The 16,021-nt window shown below is 75.0% G+C and carries 16 protein-coding genes; 8 read left to right on the forward strand and 8 right to left on the reverse strand.

What is annotated here, in order from left to right; all coding sequences use genetic code 11:
- Window positions 1–56: 56 nt before the first annotated feature.
- Complete coding sequence (locus ACIBPC_RS10435) at window positions 57–1,583, forward strand: MFS transporter (protein WP_398842717.1); 1,527 nt, start codon at window positions 57–59, stop codon at window positions 1,581–1,583.
- Window positions 1,584–1,681: 98 nt separating this feature from the next.
- On the opposite strand, the gene ACIBPC_RS10440 is transcribed toward ACIBPC_RS10435, so the two are convergent.
- Window positions 1,682–2,662 carry a hydroxyacid dehydrogenase gene (locus ACIBPC_RS10440; RefSeq protein ID WP_398843041.1) on the reverse strand — a complete coding sequence of 327 codons (981 nt, stop codon included), beginning with the start codon at window positions 2,660–2,662 and terminating at the stop codon, window positions 1,682–1,684.
- 288 nt (window positions 2,663–2,950) lie between these two features.
- On the opposite strand from ACIBPC_RS10440, the gene ACIBPC_RS10445 reads away from it, so the two are divergent.
- The 3 genes from ACIBPC_RS10445 to ACIBPC_RS10455 are packed head-to-tail and all read left to right on the forward strand — an operon-like array spanning window position 2,951 to window position 6,863.
- Window positions 2,951–3,607: a helix-turn-helix domain-containing protein gene (locus tag ACIBPC_RS10445; RefSeq protein ID WP_362961039.1), complete on the forward strand. Its 657-nt coding sequence runs from the start codon at window positions 2,951–2,953 to the stop codon at window positions 3,605–3,607.
- Window positions 3,604–4,356 (forward strand): ABC transporter ATP-binding protein, encoded by a 753-nt coding sequence (locus ACIBPC_RS10450; RefSeq protein WP_362961036.1) that lies wholly within the window; start codon window positions 3,604–3,606, stop codon window positions 4,354–4,356. Before ACIBPC_RS10445 ends, ACIBPC_RS10450 begins: the two co-directional genes overlap by 4 nt.
- Window positions 4,356–6,863 carry an ABC transporter permease gene (locus tag ACIBPC_RS10455; protein ID WP_398842720.1) on the forward strand — a complete coding sequence of 836 codons (2,508 nt, stop codon included), beginning with the start codon at window positions 4,356–4,358 and terminating at the stop codon, window positions 6,861–6,863. Before ACIBPC_RS10450 ends, ACIBPC_RS10455 begins: the two co-directional genes overlap by 1 nt.
- A gap of 177 nt (window positions 6,864–7,040) precedes the next feature.
- On the opposite strand, the gene ACIBPC_RS10460 is transcribed toward ACIBPC_RS10455, so the two are convergent.
- A complete protein-coding gene (locus tag ACIBPC_RS10460) occupies window positions 7,041–7,844 on the reverse strand; it encodes a class I SAM-dependent methyltransferase (RefSeq protein ID WP_398842724.1) in 804 nt (267 codons plus the stop codon).
- Between the two features lie 110 nt (window positions 7,845–7,954).
- Between ACIBPC_RS10460 and ACIBPC_RS10465 the strand changes: the two genes are divergently transcribed.
- From ACIBPC_RS10465 to ACIBPC_RS10475, 3 genes are all read left to right on the forward strand, one after another.
- Window positions 7,955–8,410, forward strand: coding sequence for a MarR family winged helix-turn-helix transcriptional regulator (locus ACIBPC_RS10465; RefSeq protein ID WP_398842726.1), 456 nt, complete (start codon window positions 7,955–7,957; stop codon window positions 8,408–8,410).
- Window positions 8,411–8,548: 138 nt separating this feature from the next.
- Complete coding sequence (locus ACIBPC_RS10470) at window positions 8,549–8,812, forward strand: helix-hairpin-helix domain-containing protein (RefSeq protein ID WP_398842729.1); 264 nt, start codon at window positions 8,549–8,551, stop codon at window positions 8,810–8,812.
- A gap of 71 nt (window positions 8,813–8,883) precedes the next feature.
- Window positions 8,884–9,960 (forward strand): sensor histidine kinase, encoded by a 1,077-nt coding sequence (locus ACIBPC_RS10475; RefSeq protein WP_398842733.1) that lies wholly within the window; start codon window positions 8,884–8,886, stop codon window positions 9,958–9,960.
- Window positions 9,961–9,966: 6 nt separating this feature from the next.
- Here the strand turns inward: ACIBPC_RS10475 and ACIBPC_RS10480 are convergent, their stop codons facing one another.
- Window positions 9,967–10,983 carry a hypothetical protein gene (locus ACIBPC_RS10480; protein ID WP_398842736.1) on the reverse strand — a complete coding sequence of 339 codons (1,017 nt, stop codon included), beginning with the start codon at window positions 10,981–10,983 and terminating at the stop codon, window positions 9,967–9,969.
- 103 nt (window positions 10,984–11,086) lie between these two features.
- On the opposite strand from ACIBPC_RS10480, the gene ACIBPC_RS10485 reads away from it, so the two are divergent.
- On the forward strand, window positions 11,087–11,731 hold the full coding sequence (locus ACIBPC_RS10485) for a response regulator (RefSeq protein WP_398842738.1): 645 nt from the start codon (window positions 11,087–11,089) through the stop codon (window positions 11,729–11,731).
- 119 nt (window positions 11,732–11,850) lie between these two features.
- Here ACIBPC_RS10485 and ACIBPC_RS10490 read toward each other — a convergent pair whose 3' ends face one another.
- The 5 genes from ACIBPC_RS10490 to ACIBPC_RS10510 all read right to left on the reverse strand — a co-directional run bounded on the left by ACIBPC_RS10490 (window position 11,851) and on the right by ACIBPC_RS10510 (window position 15,894).
- On the reverse strand, window positions 11,851–12,165 hold the full coding sequence (locus ACIBPC_RS10490) for a 4a-hydroxytetrahydrobiopterin dehydratase (RefSeq protein ID WP_398842741.1): 315 nt from the start codon (window positions 12,163–12,165) through the stop codon (window positions 11,851–11,853).
- 49 nt (window positions 12,166–12,214) lie between these two features.
- Window positions 12,215–12,568 carry a hypothetical protein gene (locus ACIBPC_RS10495; RefSeq protein WP_398842743.1) on the reverse strand — a complete coding sequence of 118 codons (354 nt, stop codon included), beginning with the start codon at window positions 12,566–12,568 and terminating at the stop codon, window positions 12,215–12,217.
- Window positions 12,569–12,648: 80 nt separating this feature from the next.
- Entirely contained in the window at window positions 12,649–13,695 is a 1,047-nt protein-coding gene (locus ACIBPC_RS10500; protein WP_398842746.1) for a zinc-dependent alcohol dehydrogenase family protein, read from the reverse strand.
- Between the two features lie 87 nt (window positions 13,696–13,782).
- Complete coding sequence (locus ACIBPC_RS10505; protein ID WP_398842749.1) at window positions 13,783–15,111, reverse strand: FtsX-like permease family protein; 1,329 nt, start codon at window positions 15,109–15,111, stop codon at window positions 13,783–13,785.
- 3 nt (window positions 15,112–15,114) lie between these two features.
- Window positions 15,115–15,894 (reverse strand): ABC transporter ATP-binding protein, encoded by a 780-nt coding sequence (locus ACIBPC_RS10510; RefSeq protein ID WP_398842751.1) that lies wholly within the window; start codon window positions 15,892–15,894, stop codon window positions 15,115–15,117.
- Between the last annotated feature and the right edge of the window lie 127 nt (window positions 15,895–16,021).

Consider the following 16,021-nt stretch of genomic DNA (forward strand, 5'->3'; position numbering starts at 1 on the left):
TTGTCGGACGCAATAGCGGAACGGAACTTTCCTGAATGGTCGGGAGAGTGGTCCACATGAACACGAAGCCGTCCCCCGAGGGGACCAAGGACCGCCGCTGGCTCGGCCTGTTCGCGGTGCTCGCCGCGATGATCATGAACCTGCTCGACAGCACGGTCGTCACCGTCGCGGGCCCCGCCATCCAGACCGACCTGGGCGGCTCGGCGGCCGACCTCCAGTGGACGGCCGCCGCGTACACGCTGGCGCTCGCCGTGGGGCTGCTGACCGGCGGGCGGCTCGGCGACATGTACGGGCGGCGGCGGGTCATGCTGCTGGGGATCGGCGGCTTCCTGGCGGCGTCGGTCCTGTGCGCGCTGGCCTGGTCGCCCGAGTCGCTGATCGCCGCGCGGGTCGTGCAGGGGCTGGCGGGCGCGGTGCTGATCCCGCAGTCGTTCGGCCTGATCAGGGACCTGTTCCCGCCGCGGGAGCTCGGGAAGGCGTTCGGCGCGCTCGGGCCCGTCATCGGGCTCGCCACGATCCTCGGGCCGGTCGTCGCGGGCGTGCTGGTGGACGCCGACGTGCTGGGCACGGGGTGGCGGATGGTGTTCCTGATCAACCTGCCGATCGGCGCGTTCTCGCTGCTCGCCGGGTCGCGGGCGCTGCCGCGCGGCGCGGGGCGGCCGGGGCTGCGGCTCGACGGTCTCGGGGCGCTGCTCGCGGGGGCCGGGATGTTCCTCGCGGTCTTCCCGCTGGTGCAGGGGCGTGAGCTGGGCTGGCCGGGGTGGCTGTGGGCGGTGGCGGCGGGCGCGGTGGTGGCGCTGGCCGGGTTCGTGGTGCGGCAGCTGAGGCGCGCGAGGGCGGGGCGTACGCCGCTGGTCGAGCTGAGCGTGCTGCGGCTGCGGTCGTACACGTCCGGGGTCGGGTTCACCGTCGTGTTCTTCGGGGCGGTGGTCGGCTTCTCGCTGACGCTGGGGCTTTTCCTCCAGCTCGGGCTCGGGTACGGGCCGCTGCGGGCGAGCACGGCGATGGCGCCGCTGGCGGTGGGCGCGTTCTTCGGCTCGTGGTTCGCGGCGGCGCTGAGGGGGCGGCTCGGGCGGCGGATCCTGCACCTGGGGCTCGCGCTGATGGTGGCCGGGCAGCTGGCCGTGTGGGTGGTGCTCGGGGAGGCCGGGAGCGGCGTGGACCGGTGGGACCTGGCGCTGCCGCTGCTGGTCTACGGCTTCGGGATGGGGCAGATCTTCGTGCCGCTGTTCGACGTGGTGCTGGGGGATGTGCGGGACCACGAGGTCGGGTCGGCGTCGGGGCTGCTGGAGTCGTTCCAGCAGGCCGGGGCGAGCCTGGGGGTCGCGGTGCTCGGCACGGTGTTCTTCTCGGGGCTCGGCGCGGGTGCCGGTGCCGGTGCCGGTGCGGACGGCAGGATGCGGGCGGTGGCCGACGAGTTCGTGGCGGCGCAGCGCGAGGTGACGCTGCTCGCGACGGGGCTGGTCGTGGTGGCGTTCGCCCTCGGGTTCCTGCTGCCGCGCCGGGCCAGGGGGGCGGCGGCTCCGGCGGAGGTGCCGGCGGAGGCGCCCGCCGGGGCGGAGCGGGTCGCGACGCCGGTGTGACGCGTGGGCGCGGGCGGGTGCGGGGGGCGGTCTCCCCCGGACCCGCCCGCGTCCGCTTCGCCCTTTGCCTGCGCTCTGCCTGCCCGTCCGCCGGTGCGTCAGGCGGTGACGCCCAGGCGCTCGCGCAGGACGGGGTGGGCGAAGTCCTCGCCCGCCGCGTACCGCGCCGCCTCCTCGGCGGCGAGGCGGCCGAGCCGGTGGATCTCGTTGCCGACCGACCCGGCGAAGTGCGGGCTGATCAGCACGTTCTCGCAGTCCCACAGCGGGTGGTCGGGGGAGAGGACTTCGGGCTCCGTCACGTCGAGGATCGCGTTGATGCGCCCCGCGGCGGCCAGCTCCGCCAGCGCGTCCTGGTCGAGCACGGCGCCGCGCGCGGTGTTGATCAGGGTGGCGCCGGGGCGCATCGAGGACAGCAGCGCGCGGTTGACCATGCCCGTCGTCGCGGGCAGCAGCGGCACGTGGAGGCTCACCACGTCGCTCTCCCGGAACAGCTCCTCCAGGCCGACCGGCCGTGCGCCGAGCGCCCGCGCCTCGTCGTCGGAGACGTACGGGTCGTGCAGCAGCGGCGTCAGCTCGAAGGGGCGCAGCAGTTCCAGGACGCGGCGGCCGATCAGGGACGCGCCGAGGATGCCGACGGTGCGGCCGTAGTTGCCGAGGCCCGGTGTCTCCTCGTCCCAGGCGCGCCGGGCGCGGGTGCGCTTGTACTCGGCGGAGATCTCCAGCAGGTGCTTGTTGGCCAGCAGGATCATCGCGAGGGTGTACTCGGCGACCGGCAGGGCGTTGGCGGCGGCGGCGGACGAGACGCGGATGCCGCGTTCCCAGCACGCCTCGGTGACGTGGTGGCGGATCGTGCCCGCCGCGTGGACGATCGCGCGCAGCCTGGGCGCGTGGGCGAGCGCCTCCTCGTCGAGGGGCGGGCAGCCCCAGCCCGTCACCAGGATCTCGGCGTCGGCCAGGACGGCGCGTGCCTCGGGGGTGCCGAAGTCTTCGAGCAGCGGCGGGTAGCGCAGGTCGGTCACGGACCGCAGGGCGGCGAGGGTCGTGTCGGTCAGCAGACGTTCGGCGCCGAAGCGGCTCATCGCGAGCGCCGCCGTGGGCCGTGCGGAGGGCTTCGCGGCTCCGGAGCCGTGCGCGGAGTGGGGGGCGGGGCTCGGGGCGCGTTCCGGTATGTCGTGCATGAGGCCATCCAACACTGTCGGCTGCCGGGGAAGAAGTGCGCCCAGGTCACAGGGGTGCCGGATCTCTCCCGGCGTCCGGGCGCGCGTCGCGCCCGACGGCTGGGCCGTGCGGGGGTGGTGCTAGCACCACCATGGGCCGGGTGTGTGGCACTGCTGTGCACAGATCTCTGTGCACAGCAGAATGTGCACATGCCCTTCGAACCCTCGCTCGCCGCCCTCAAGGCACTGGCCCAGCCCCGCCGCCTCCAGATGCTGGAGCACCTGACGATGCACGGGCCCGCCAACTCCAGCACGCTCGCCCGCGCCCTCGGCCTCAACACGGGGGCGACCAGCTACCACCTGCGCGAGCTGGCGCGCCACGGTTTCGTGGAACCGGCCGACCCGCCGCCGGGCGATCCCGCGGGCGGGCGCCGCCGCTGGTGGCGGGCGGTGGCGCAGGACCTGCGGCTCCCGCCGCCCAGCCGCAGGGACGCGGGCACCCGCGCGGTCGTGGACGAGATGAACCGCCTCGCCTTCGCCTCCGACCTGCGGCTCTTAGACCAGGTGCAGCGCGAGGGCGCCACGGGCGAGTGGGAGGACGCCCTGCCCTACTCGCGCGGCACCGTCCGCCTCACGCCGGACGAGATGCGCGAGCTGTTCGAGGAGTACATCGCCCTCCTGAACCGCTACAAGCGGCCCGACGGCGAGACGCCGCCGGACGCCCGCACGGTCCTCACCCGCTTCTTCGCCTTCCCGGCCCCCGAAGCCCCGCCGGACGCGGCCGACCCGCCCGCCGACACCCCCCGATCCCCCGCTCAGACACCGCAGTCCCCCGTTCAGACACCGCAGGGAGAGAACCCCGCATGACCACCGCAACCGCCGTCGGGACCAGCGCCGTCCGGCTCGACTCCGTCACCAAGGTCTACGGCCGCGGCGCCTCCGCCGTCCGGGCCCTGGACGGCGTGTCCGTCGCGATACCCAGCGGCTCCTTCACCGCCGTGATGGGGCCCTCCGGTTCCGGCAAGAGCACCTTCCTCCACTGCGCCGCCGGTCTCGACCGGGTGACGTCGGGGACCGCCTCCATCGGCGGCACCGACCTCAGCGGGATGAACGAGACCCGCCTGACGCGCCTGCGGCGCGAGCGCGTCGGCTTCGTCTTCCAGTCGTTCAACCTCGTGCCCGCCCTCACCGTCCGGCACAACGTCGCCCTGCCGCTGCGGCTGGCGGGACGCCGCCCCGACCGGCACGCCATCGCGGCGATCCTGGAGCGTGTCGGCCTCGCCGGGAAGGCCGACGCCCGCCCGGCCGAACTCTCCGGCGGCCAGCAGCAGCGCGTCGCCATCGCCCGCGCGCTGATCACGTCCCCCGACGTCGTCTTCGGCGACGAGCCCACCGGCGCCCTCGACACCGTGACGGCCAAGGAGATCCTGAACCTGCTGCGCGCCAGCGTGGACGCCTCGGGCCAGACCGTCGTCATGGTCACGCACGACCCGGTCGCCGCCGCGCACGCGGACACCGTGCTGTTCCTGGCGGACGGCACCCTGGTGGACGAGATGACGGCCCCGACCGCCGACCGCGTCGCCGACCGTATGACGCACCTGGGGGCGTGGGCCTGATGCTCCGCTACGCACTCGCCACCCTGCGCGCCCGCAAGGCCGGATTCGCCGGCGCGTTCCTCGCGCTCTTCTGCGCGGCCGCCCTGATCACCGCGTGCGGCTCCCTCCTGGAGACCGGTCTGCGCGGCGACATCGGCACCGAGCGCTACGCCGCCACGCCCCTCGTGGTGACGGCCGACCAGAACGTCCACCACACCACGCAGAAGGGCGACAAGACCAAGCACAAGGCGAAGCCCGTCAACGAGCACGTGTGGCTGCCCGCGGACACGGCGGACCGGATCGCCGCCGTCCCCGGCGTCGCCTCCGTCGTGCCGGAACTCACCTTCCCCGCCGAACCGCTCGACGCGTCCGGCCTCCCCTGGGAGGGCCCGGACGTCCACGGCCACGCCTGGTCCTCGGCGGCCCTCACCCCCTTCACCGTCGGCGAGGGCCACGCGCCCGAGGCCGACACCGAGATCGTCCTCGACCGCGGACTGGCGGAACGCGCCGGGCTCGGCGTCGGCGACGAGGTCACCGTCCAGTCCACCGACGTCCCCGCGACCTACACCGTCGCGGGCATCGCGGACGGGGAGATCGCCGAGCAGGCCGCCGTCTTCTTCACCGACACCGAGGCGCGCCGCCTCGCCGGGCACGAGGGGCAGGACGCGATGCTGGGCGTCTTCCCCGAGCCCGGCACCGGCACCGACGAGCTGGCGGCGCAGGTCCGCGACGCACTGGACGGGACCACCGCGCGCGTCCACACCGGCGGCGACCGGGGGCCCGCGGAGTTCCCCGACGCGGCGCAGGCACGCATCCAGCTGGTCAGCATGGGCGGCGCGATCGGAGGCACGGGCCTGCTGGTCGCCGTGCTGGTCGTCGTCGGCACCTTCGGGCTCACCGCCCGCGCCCGGCACCGCGAACTCGCCCTGCTGCGCGCCATCGCCGCCACGCCCCGCCAGACGCGGCGGCTGATCGGCCGGGAGGCCCTGCTGGTCGGCCTGGTGGCCGGGCCGCTCGGCGCCGTCGCCGGTCTGCCGCTGGCCGGGTGGCTCTACCGCCGCCTCGTCAGCCTCGGCACCGTCCCCAGCACGCTGAGCCAGGTCCGCAGCTTCTTCCCGATGGCCGCCGCGGTCGCCGCGACGCTGCTGGCCGCCTGGCTCGCCGCCCGCATCTCCGCCCGCCGCACGGCCCGCATCCGCCCGGCCGAGGCGCTGACCGAGGCCGCCGTGGAACCCCGCCGCACCCCGGTCGTACGCCTGATCGCGGGCCTGCTGACCCTGGTCGGCGGCATCGTGCTGCTGGCCGTCCTGTCCGCGCTGCACACCGAGCCCGCCTCCACCCCGGTCACGTATCTGACGGTGCTCCTGCTGTCCGTCGCGGTCGCCCTGCTCGGACCGGCGCTGTCGCGCGTCGCGTTCACCGTCATCGGCGCCCCGCTGCGCCTGTCGGCCGTCCCGGGACACCTGGCCGCGCACAACGCGGCGGCCGGGGCGCGGCGCCTCGCCGCCGTCATCACGCCGCTGACGCTGCTGGTCGCCATGGCGTGCACCGTCGTGTTCACGCAGACGACGATCGGCGGCGCGGCCGAACGGCAGGCCAGGGACGGGGTCGTCGCCGACCGCGTGGTCGTCGCGGCCGGGCCTGGCGTCCCGCACGCCGCCGCGGAGGCGCTGCGCGGGACGGACGGCGTCACCGCCGTCACCGAGATCGTGCACACGACGGTCCGCACGCCGGGCCTCGACAAGTACACGGCACAGGGCGTCACCGCGGGCTCCGGGTACGAGGAGACGCTCGACCTGGGCATGACCGAGGGCTCGCTCGACGGGCTGGCCGACGACGGGGTGGCCGTCAGCGACGTCGTCGCCGAGAGCCGGGGCCTCCACCCGGGGGACTCCCTTGACCTGGTCCTGGGCGACGGCACGCCCGTCACCACCACCGTCACCGGCGTCTACGACCGGGGACTCGGCTTCGGCGAACTGACGCTCCCGCACGAGCTGCTGGCCGCCCACATCGACAACCCGCTGGCGGACGCCGTGCTGGTCGCCACCGACCTGACCGACGCCCAGCTCGGCGACGCCCTGGCCGGCTTCCCCGGCCTCGCGGTGCGGGACGGCGGCCACGTCGCCGACGTCATGGCCGAGCAGCGCGAGACGAGCGCGGCGGTCGCGTTCCTCGGCATGGGACTCGTCCTGGCCTTCACCACCATCGCCGCCGTCAACACCCTGGCGATGGCCACGGCCGACCGCCGCAAGGAGTTCGCCCTGCTGCGCCGGATCGGCACGACGCGGCGGCAGATCCTGCGCATGCTCGGGCTGGAGTCGCTGACGGTGGCGGTCACGGCGGTCCTGCTCGGCACCGGGATCGCGCTGGCGGTGCTGACGTCCTTCAGCACCGGGATGACCGGTGAGGCCGCACCCGCGATGGCCTTCGGCCCGTACCTGCTGATCGCGGGCGCGGTGACCGTCCTGGCCCTGGCCGCGACCTCCATCCCCGCGCGCCTGTCCCTGCCGCGCCGCGGCGCCGCCTGAGCCGGCCGGCCGACCGGGCCCGCCCCCACCACCCGGGGGCGGGCCCGACGGCATGCCGCGGACCTGTCCGGACGACCCCTGAAGTGACTCAACGTATTCATTCACGGGTTCACCGTAGACGCAGCGTAGTCGGAGCGGTATCGCTCGTGCGAGTGAATCCAGCCGCCGGACCGGCGCTCAGCCCGCCCGGCGGGCGGTCCGCAGCTCGAAGAGGTACCGCTTCGTGATCCGTCCCCCGTGCCGGTCGTCGATCAGCCCGGCGAGGCACGCCAGCAGCTCCGCCCGCACCTCCGGGGCGAGGGCGATGTGGTTCGAGTACGTGGACAGCACGTCCAGGTACTCCGCCGTCGTGTACGTGACGTCGCACGGGTAGCGGCGGAACTCCACCTCCCCGAACAGCCCCGACGCGTCGATCTCCGCGCGGTCCCGGGGGATGGCGTCGGCCGGTTCCAGACGCAGCCCGCGGGGCGTCGCCGGGATGAAGCGCTCGTAGAACTCCTGCGACGCGCGGAAGAACTCCTCGGTGCCGCCCTTCACATGGTGCGTCGCCACCGTCGCCAGCACCCCGCCCGGCCGCAGCGCCGCGGCCGACTTCACCACCCGCACCGCCGGATCGACCCACGCGAACGCCGTCGCCGACACCACCGCGTCGAACGGCTCGGCCGGCAGCGGCCAGTCCTCGAACGCCGCCACCGCCACCCGCGCCTCCGGCCACGGCGCCAGGTTCCGCCGCGCCACGGCCGCCATGTCCGCGCCCAGTTCGACGGCCGTCACCGCGCACCCCCGCCGCGCCAGCGGGACCGTCGCCCGGCCCGTACCGCAGCCGATCTCCAGCACCCTGGCGCCGCGCCCGAGCCCCGCCACCTCCGCCAGGTCGGCGAAGAGCCGCTCCGGATAGACGGGCCGCGCCCGGTCGTACAGCTCCGCGACCCCGTCGAACGTCACGCGCAGCCGCTCCCGTTCGGCGTCCGCCGCGCTCACCGCCGCACCGGCCCACAGGCGACGGGACTTGACCTCAAGCGTGCTTGAACCACGAGCGTGACTCCTGTCCTTGCCGATGTCCTCGCGCACCGCGAAGGGAAGATCCTGCCATGCCCGTCACGCAGTACACCGAAGCCGAACTCGCCGCCCAGCCCGTCGGGTACTGGGCCACCGAGGCGTCGCGCCTCGTCCTCGCCGCGATCCGCGCCGAACTCGCCGCCGAGGACCTCACCCAGCCGCACTGGTGGACGCTCAACCACGTCTCCGGCGCCCCCGGCACCTGGACCCGCGCCGCCCTCACCGAACGGCTCGCCCCCTTCGACCAGCAGGACTCCGACTTCCCGGCCATGCTCGACGACCTGGTGGCCCGCCGCTGGCTCACGGAACGGGACGGCCTCCTCGCCCTCACGCCGGACGGCGAGGCGGGCCTGTCCCGCGCCAGGGAACGTGTGGGCCGTGCCCACGCGGCGCTGCGCGACGGCATACCGGACGCCGCGTACGCCGCCATGATCGACACGCTGCGCCGCATCGTCGGCAACCTCGGCGGCGACAGCGACCTGCCCTGACCGGCGGCGCGCCGCGCGCCCGTCCGGCGAACGCGTCCGGATCGTTCAAGACCGGTGGCCGGGGAAGCCCGAACATGGCAGGCGGTGGCACGCCCGGGGACCGGCGGACCCCCCGGCACGACGAGAGGACGACGCGGTATGGCGGACGGCACCGAGGAACTGCTGCGCATGGCCAACGTGGGCCCGGCCGTGGTCCGTCGCCTGGCCCGGGTGGGCGTGACCGCGCCCGCCGATCTGCGGGGGCGCGACCCGTACGAGATGTACGAGCGGCTGTGCGCCCTGGACGGCCGCAGGCACGATCCGTGCCTCCTGGACACGTTCCTGTCCGTGGTCGACCAGGCGGGCGGCGGCGAGCCCCGCCCCTGGTGGACCTACACCCAGGAGCGCAAGCGGCACGGGTGAACGGCACCGGGCCCCCGCGCGGGCGCGAGCGTCCGATGCGCCCGGACCAGCCTCGTCACTAGGGTCCTCGCATGGACCCTGTGCTCACCGCCGTTCCGGCCGTCGTCCCGGCGGTCGCCGCCGTGCTCGCGGTGCCGGTCGCCGCGCTGCCCGGGGCGCGGCACCGGGCCGTGCCGGCGGTGGTGGCGGTGCTGGTCGTCTCGGCGGTCACCCTCCCGTTCGGCCCTTCCACCGGCGGGTACGCCGGAGCGGCGATGCTGGCGGAGGCGGCGGCCGTGCTCGGGCTCGCCTTCCTCACGGCCAGGCACGCCCCCGCACGCCCGGCCGTCGCGCTGTGCCTGCTGCTGTGCGCTCTCGCGGCCTGCGTGACGCTGCGCGTCCGGATACCGGCGTCCCCCGCCGAAGTCGCCGAGCAGTGCTCGTTCTTCGCGCTCGGCGCCGTCCTCGCGTCCGGCGCGGGCCGCTACCTGCGGATCGTGGAGGAACGCAGGCACCGCGCCGTCGAGCACACCCGCCAGGAGGAACGGCTCCGGCTGGCGCGCGATCTGCACGACTTCGTCGCCCACGACCTCTCCGGCATCGTCGCCCTCGCCCAGGCGGCCCGGCTCGTCGGCGCCGAACGGCCCGCCGAGACGCTCCCGCTGCTCGGCACCATCGAGAGCCTCGGCCTCCAGGCCCTCGCGACCACCGACCGCACCGTCCACCTGCTCGACGCCACCGGCCCGGCGCACGGCCTCGACGACATCGCCGACGCCGTCGAGAGCTTCCGCGCCACCACCCCGGCGGAAGTGGTGCACCACACCGCCCTGTCCCGCGCCCACCAGGACGGCATGCCCCGGGAGATCGCCGCCACGGCCCACCGGATCGTGGTCGAGGCGCTGACGAACGTCCGCCGCCACGCGCCCGCCTCCCCGCGCGTCGCCGTCTCCCTGGCGGCGGACGCGCCCGGGCGGGCACCCGCGGCACTCGTCGTCACGGTGACCAACACCCCCGCGCAGCAGCCGGGCGAGCGGACCGTACGGGCCAGGCGCGGCGGTACGGGCCTGGTCGCCCTCGCCGAACGGACCCGCGCCCTCGGCGGCACCTTCGACTCCGGCCGTGACCCGTCCGGCGGCTGGCGGGTCACCGCCCGCCTCCCGTATGCCTGAGCACGGTCACTTCCGGCCGCAGCGCCCGCACGCCCCGCGCCGCCGCAGGTAGTACGCGAGCGTGGCGAGCGCGAGCGCCACGCCCCACACCGGCCACACCGTCTCGGGCACACTGGCGCCCCAGTCCCGCCGCGGGTGGTCGAACGCGCCCGTCAGGTGCAGCCGTATGTACATCACCCCCGCGATCGTCACCAGCACGGACACCACCGACGCGGGGACGACCGCGAGCGTGAGCGGCACCCGCCTGCCCCGCAGCCCCACCATCCAGCGCGGGAACGTCTCGCCCCACCGCTGCACCAGCCCCAGCGTCAGCAGGGAACCCAGCGCGCCCAGCGTCGCCAGCGCCGCCCCGTAGACCCACAGATGGTCCTCCTGGCCCTCCTCCCACAGCTCGTCGGATATGCCGAGCGGCCACCCGAAGAACCAGGCCCAGCGCGTCGACGCGTAGAACAGGGGCACGACGACCGCCGTGTACGCCGCGCGCCGTCCCCAGCGGGCCGCCGCCTCAGGCGCGGCCCACCCCCCGCCGCCGTCCCGCCGCCCGCACCGGCCGCACGCCCCCGTCCTGCGCCGGTGGTGCGCCACGGCGGCGGCCGCGAGCAGACCGGCGGCGGTGACGGCGAACAGCTGGTTCACCACGGACCAGTCGACGGCGCCGAAGCGGAGCATCAGGGCGTACGCCAGGTGGCCGAGTATCCGGAAGTCGGCGAGCAGGCACATCACGGCCGCGACGTACACCCCCGCCGCCCCGTACAGCACGCGCGCCGCTCCGCGCGGCAGTCCCCGTCCTGGCCTCGCCAGCAGTGCGGCGACGGCGCTCGCGGACAGGAAACCGGCCGCCAGCCAGGGCGCGAGCCGGGCGCGCCCGACATGCTCGAACGCCGAGTACTCCGGGTTCGCGTCGTCCGCGCCGAACGGGAAACCGGCCCCGCCCAGCGCCCACCAGGTCTGCGCGAGCCCGTACAGCAGCAGCGCGGCGCACGCGGCGTACGCCAGAGGGGAACGGGTCGGTGATGTCGTCATGGTGGCGACCTCCAATCCCGCCCCACCCTCGTCACCGCCGCGCGCGGACACATCCGCCGAACGGGAGATCTCCCGCGGCCCGCCGCGCGCTACCGTCCTCCGCGTGGTGATCCGCATCCTCCTCGCCGACGACCAGGAAGCCGTCCGCACCGGCTTCCGGCTCGTGCTCGGCGCGCAGCCGGACATGGAGGTCGTCGGCGAGGCCGCCGACGGCCGCCGGACGCTCGAACGCGCGGCGGCGCTGAAGCCGGACGTCGTCCTCGCCGACATCCGCATGCCGGGCCCGGACGGTCTGGAGGTGACCCGCCTGCTCGCCCCCACGACGCGCGTGATCGTCGTGACGACGTACGACCTCGACGCGTACGTGTACACGGCGCTGCGCAACGGCGCCTGCGGCTTCCTGCTGAAACGCTCGGGTCCCGCCCTGCTGGCCGAGGCCGTCCGGGCGGCCGTGTCGGGCGAGGCGCTGATCAGCCCGTCCGTGACGGTACGTCTCCTGCGCCACCTGCGGCCCCCCGCCGAGCCGCGCCCGCCGGGCCCCGCCCCGCCGCAGGAGCCGCTCACGGAACGCGAGACCGCCGTCGCCCGCCTCGTCGCGTCGGGTATGACCAACGCCGAGATCGCCGCCGCGCTCTTCGTCTCGCCCGGCACGGTGAAGACCCATGTCGCCCACATCCAGCGCAAGCTGGGGACCCGCAACCGCGTCGGCATCGCCGCCCATGTCTGGGACAGCGGCCTGGCCCCCTGACCGCCGCTGCCGCCGCCCCACCGCCCGTTTCCCATCACAGAGAGTGACGATAGCTCCCGCCACTGACAACGGGCCCGGACAACGGGCCCGGACAACGGGCCCGGACGGCGGGCCGGGGATCAGGCCGCCGTCGCCCCGTGGGAGCCGGCGATGCCGCTGACGGCGCGGGCGAGGGCGATGTCGTGCGCGGTGATCGCGCCCCCGGCCGCGTGCGTGTTCGTCGCGACGGTGAGCGTCGTGTGGAGCACGGTCACGGTGGCGTGGTGGTCGGCCGCGTCCTCGGCCTCGTTGATCTCCCGGTAGACGGCGGGCAGTCCGGCGCGCGGCACGGTCCACCGCGCCGTCAGCTGCCCCGACTCGACGCCCCAGCCGGGCAGTCCGGCCAGGGCCTCGGCCAACTCGTCCTCACCGAGCGGCGTGTACGAACGGGCCACAGCGCTTCCCTCCACGTGACTCCACCGGTTCCGGTACGCGTGGTGACGACTACCCCTGCAGCGCCTCGAAGATGTCGGCGTCGGTCTCCCGCCGCCACGCGGGCAGTTCCGCCCAGTCGGCGACATGCGACGGCTCGGGCGACGCGACGTGCTTGTGGACCTGCGCGATCCAGCAGGTCGCCACGAACCGGCCCTTCTGCTCCCGCGTGAGCCTCACCGCGTTCCCTCCGCTGATCTCCACGAAGTCGCGGACCTGCGCGGCCACGGCGGTCGCCGCGTGCCGCTCCCACTCCGGCGTCTCCTCCCACGGCGCCACGCACCCCGCCTCGGGCTCCCCCGGGAAACGCTCCCTGACCCCGGCGATCCAGGCGTCCCTGAAGACGCGTCCCGGCTCGTCGGTCATGGCGGAGTCCTCTCGTCGGGCCACATCGGTCACGCCCGTGGCGGCGGGTCACGCCGCGGCCACCGGGCGTTCCGATGGTCTCACCGGGAGCCCCTGGGCGCCCGGAGCCGGGGGTGTCGGTGCGGGACGGCGAGGACGATCTTGCCGACCTGGGTGCCGGACTCCAGGTGGCGGTGGGCCTCCGCCACCTCGGAGAGGTCGAAGACCCGGTCCACCACGGGCGTGAACGCGCCGGACAGCAGGCCCGAGGTGACGAACGCGCTCGCCCGGCGCAGCGTGTCGCCCGTGGTCGTCGTCCCCAGCGAGATGCTGTACGGCCGCACCGTCACGCCCGAGCGGAGCAGGTCGAGCGCGGGCAGTTCGAGGGTCGGGCCGCCGAGCGCGCCGTAGAGCACGTACCGGCCGTACGGCACCAGCGCCCCGAGCGGTCCGGCCGCCTGGGCGCCGCCGACCGCGTCGAACACCACGTCGGCGCCCCGCCCGCCCGTCGCGGCGCGCAGCGCGTTCGCCACACCCGCCGCGTCCAGGCCGCCCGTCACCACGACCTCGGCCGCGCCCGCCGCGAGGAGCCGTTCGCGTTTGGCGTCCGTCCGCGTGGTGGCGACCGGCACGGCGCCGACGCGGCGGGCGAGCTGTACGGCCGCGATCCCCACCCCGCTGGACGCGGCGGTGACGACGAGCGTCTCGCCCGGTCGCAGCGTGCCGTCCTCCAACAGGCCGCCGAACGCGGTCAGGTGCGTCATCCACACGGCGGCGCCCGTCACCGCGTCCACCCCGGCCGGGCGGTGCGCGAGGGCCGCCGCGGGCACGACGGCGGCCTCACCGTAGACGCCGTAGTCGGTCATGCTGAACGCGGGCAGGACGCTGACGGGGTCGCCCGGCGCGAATCCGGTGACGCCGGGACCCGTCTCCTCGACGGCGCCCGCCGCCTCGTAGCCGAGCCCGGCGGGGAAGGCGCGGACGGGCCGTCCGTACCGTCCCTGGCGGAAGAGGGACTCGGCCCTGTTGAGCCCGATCGCGTCCACCCTGATCCGTGCCTCGCCTGGACCGGGGGCGGGGAGTTCGATGTCGTCGATCCGCAGGACTTCGGGTCCGCCGTAGGCGTGGAAACGCACCGTTCTGGTCATGGGGCCATCACAGCCGAAAGTACGATGCCTGTCAAACTTCGACGGGCATCGTACTTATCGGAGAGGGCGGGGCGCCGCGCGGCCAGGTCAGGCGACCGCCGCCACGGCCGGGACGCGCAGGGAACGCCGCGCCGTCGCCAGCGTCGTCAGCACGGTCGCCGCCGCGCCGACCGCCACGATCCCCGCCCAGATCAGCGGCGCGTCCGCCGGCATCTCCGCACCCCGGCGCACCAGCACGAACGGCACCAGCCCGGCGAGCCCCGCGACGGTCCCGAAGAGGACCCCCGTCACCGTCAGCAGCCCCGCCTCGACGCCGACCGCGCCCAGCACCTGCCGCGGCGTCGCCCCGGCGAGCCGCTGCCCGCCGAACTCCCGCACGCGGTAGGAGGTCGCGGCGTACAGGCTGTTGACCAGCATCACGCAGCAGAAGACCACGATGATGCCGACGACGACCGTGTTGAGCGTCTCCAGGTTCTTGTCCTCGACCGACTTCACCAGCCCGGACGCGTCGATCGCCGCCGACTCGGCCGCCTGGATGCACAGCGTCGCGGTGCCGATGCCCGTGAAGAGGATCAGCGGCATCAGCATCCCCGCCTGGTGCTCCGCGCGGCGCCGCAGCGACCGCACCGCCAGGTAGCCGCTCCCCCCGGCCAGCACGCCCAGGGGCCGTTCCAGCAGGGCCAGCAGTGCGCGCAGCAGACCCGTCGAGAAGACCGCGAAGCCGATCGCCAGGAAGATCGCCCCGTACGCCGGGCCCGCCATCAGCGACGGCTCGTCCGCGTCCATGGCGAACGTGCTCGCCACACCCCCGGCACCCGACACCAGCGCCAGGACCCCGCCGACCGTACGCAGCCGGGTGCGTGGCGCACGCCCGCCCGCCGCCGCCCGGGTCGCCCTGCGCACCGCGAGGAACGCCGCCCCCGCCGACGCCAGCAGTGTGATGCCGAATCCCGCGCCGAGCCCTATGGGGCCGAACGCATAGTCCACCCCGGCCGCCACCTGGCCCGTGTCCTTGAACATGTCCAGCAGCAGATTCCCCGCCAGCATCGCCGGACCGATCGCCAGCAGCGCCGCGACCAGCCCGATGACGACCGCCTCACCCGTCACCATGCGCTTGATCTGCGCCGGTGTGGCTCCCGTACTGCGCAGCAGCGCTATCTCCTCGGCGCGCTGCCGCACGTTCACCGTCAGCGTGGACGCCACGGCGAAGAAGACCAGCAGCGTGCTGTACCCGCCGACCACCCCACCCGCCAGGCCCAGCGTCTCCGCGCTGGTGTCGTCCACACCCGGCGCGCCCGCCGTGTCGTGCATCGAGTTGAACGCCATCGTGATCACCGCACCGAGGAACGCCGACAGCAGCGTCCCCGCGAAACGACCCGGGCGCTTGCGCACCGAACGCATGGCCAGCGTGAACATCGCTCAGACCCCCACAGCCACGGAGTCGCCCAGGTGCGCGAGGCGCTCCGCCACCGCGTCCGCCCGCGGCGCGTCCATCCGCCCCGCCAGGCGCCCGTCCGCCAGGAACACCACGGAGTCCGCGTACGCCGCCGCCACCGGGTCGTGCGTCACCATCACCACCGTCCGCCCGTGCGTCCGCACCGCGTCCCGCAGCAGCCCCAGCACCTCGCGGGCGCTGCGCAGGTCGAGCGCGCCCGTCGGCTCGTCCGCGAAGACGACGCTGGGCCGCGTCACCAGGGCCCGCGCGATGGCGGCGCGCTGCCGCTGACCGCCCGACAGCTCCTCCGGGTAGTGCCCGAGCCGGTCGCCGAGGCCGACGCGCGCCAGGATCTCGCGCGCCCCGGCGCGGTCGGGGCGGCGCCCGGCGAGCTTGAACGGCAGCACGGCGTTCTCCAGCACCGTCAGCGTCGGCAGCAGGTTGTACTGCTGGAAGACGAACCCGATGCGCGCCCGCCGGAACCTCGTCAGCGCCGCCTCGCCCCCGGCCGTCACCTCCGTGCCGTCCACGGCGACGATCCCCCGGTCCGGCCGGTCGAGCCCGGCCGCGCACTGCAGCAGCGTGGACTTGCCGGAGCCGGAGGGGCCCATCACGGCGGTGAAGCTCCCGGCGGGCAGGCTCAGCGTCACGTCGTCCAGGGCCGTCACCGCGTTGTCGTCCGCGCCGTACGTCTTCGTCACCTTGACCAGCCGCAGCGCCTCGCGCGCCGGGTCGGCGCCGGGGACGCTCCTGTGTCGGAACATCGGGTCCACCCTCCTCCGGCACCCCCGTGGCGCCTCACCCACGAACCTAGGCACGGGCGCGGCGCGGCACATTGGCCCCACGGCCCGGACGCGCGGTGGGCCGGACACCCGGCGGAGGTGGCGCTGG

The sequence above is a fragment of the Streptomyces sp. NPDC049879 genome (assembly GCF_044461265.1).
Classification (GTDB): domain Bacteria; phylum Actinomycetota; class Actinomycetes; order Streptomycetales; family Streptomycetaceae; genus Streptomyces.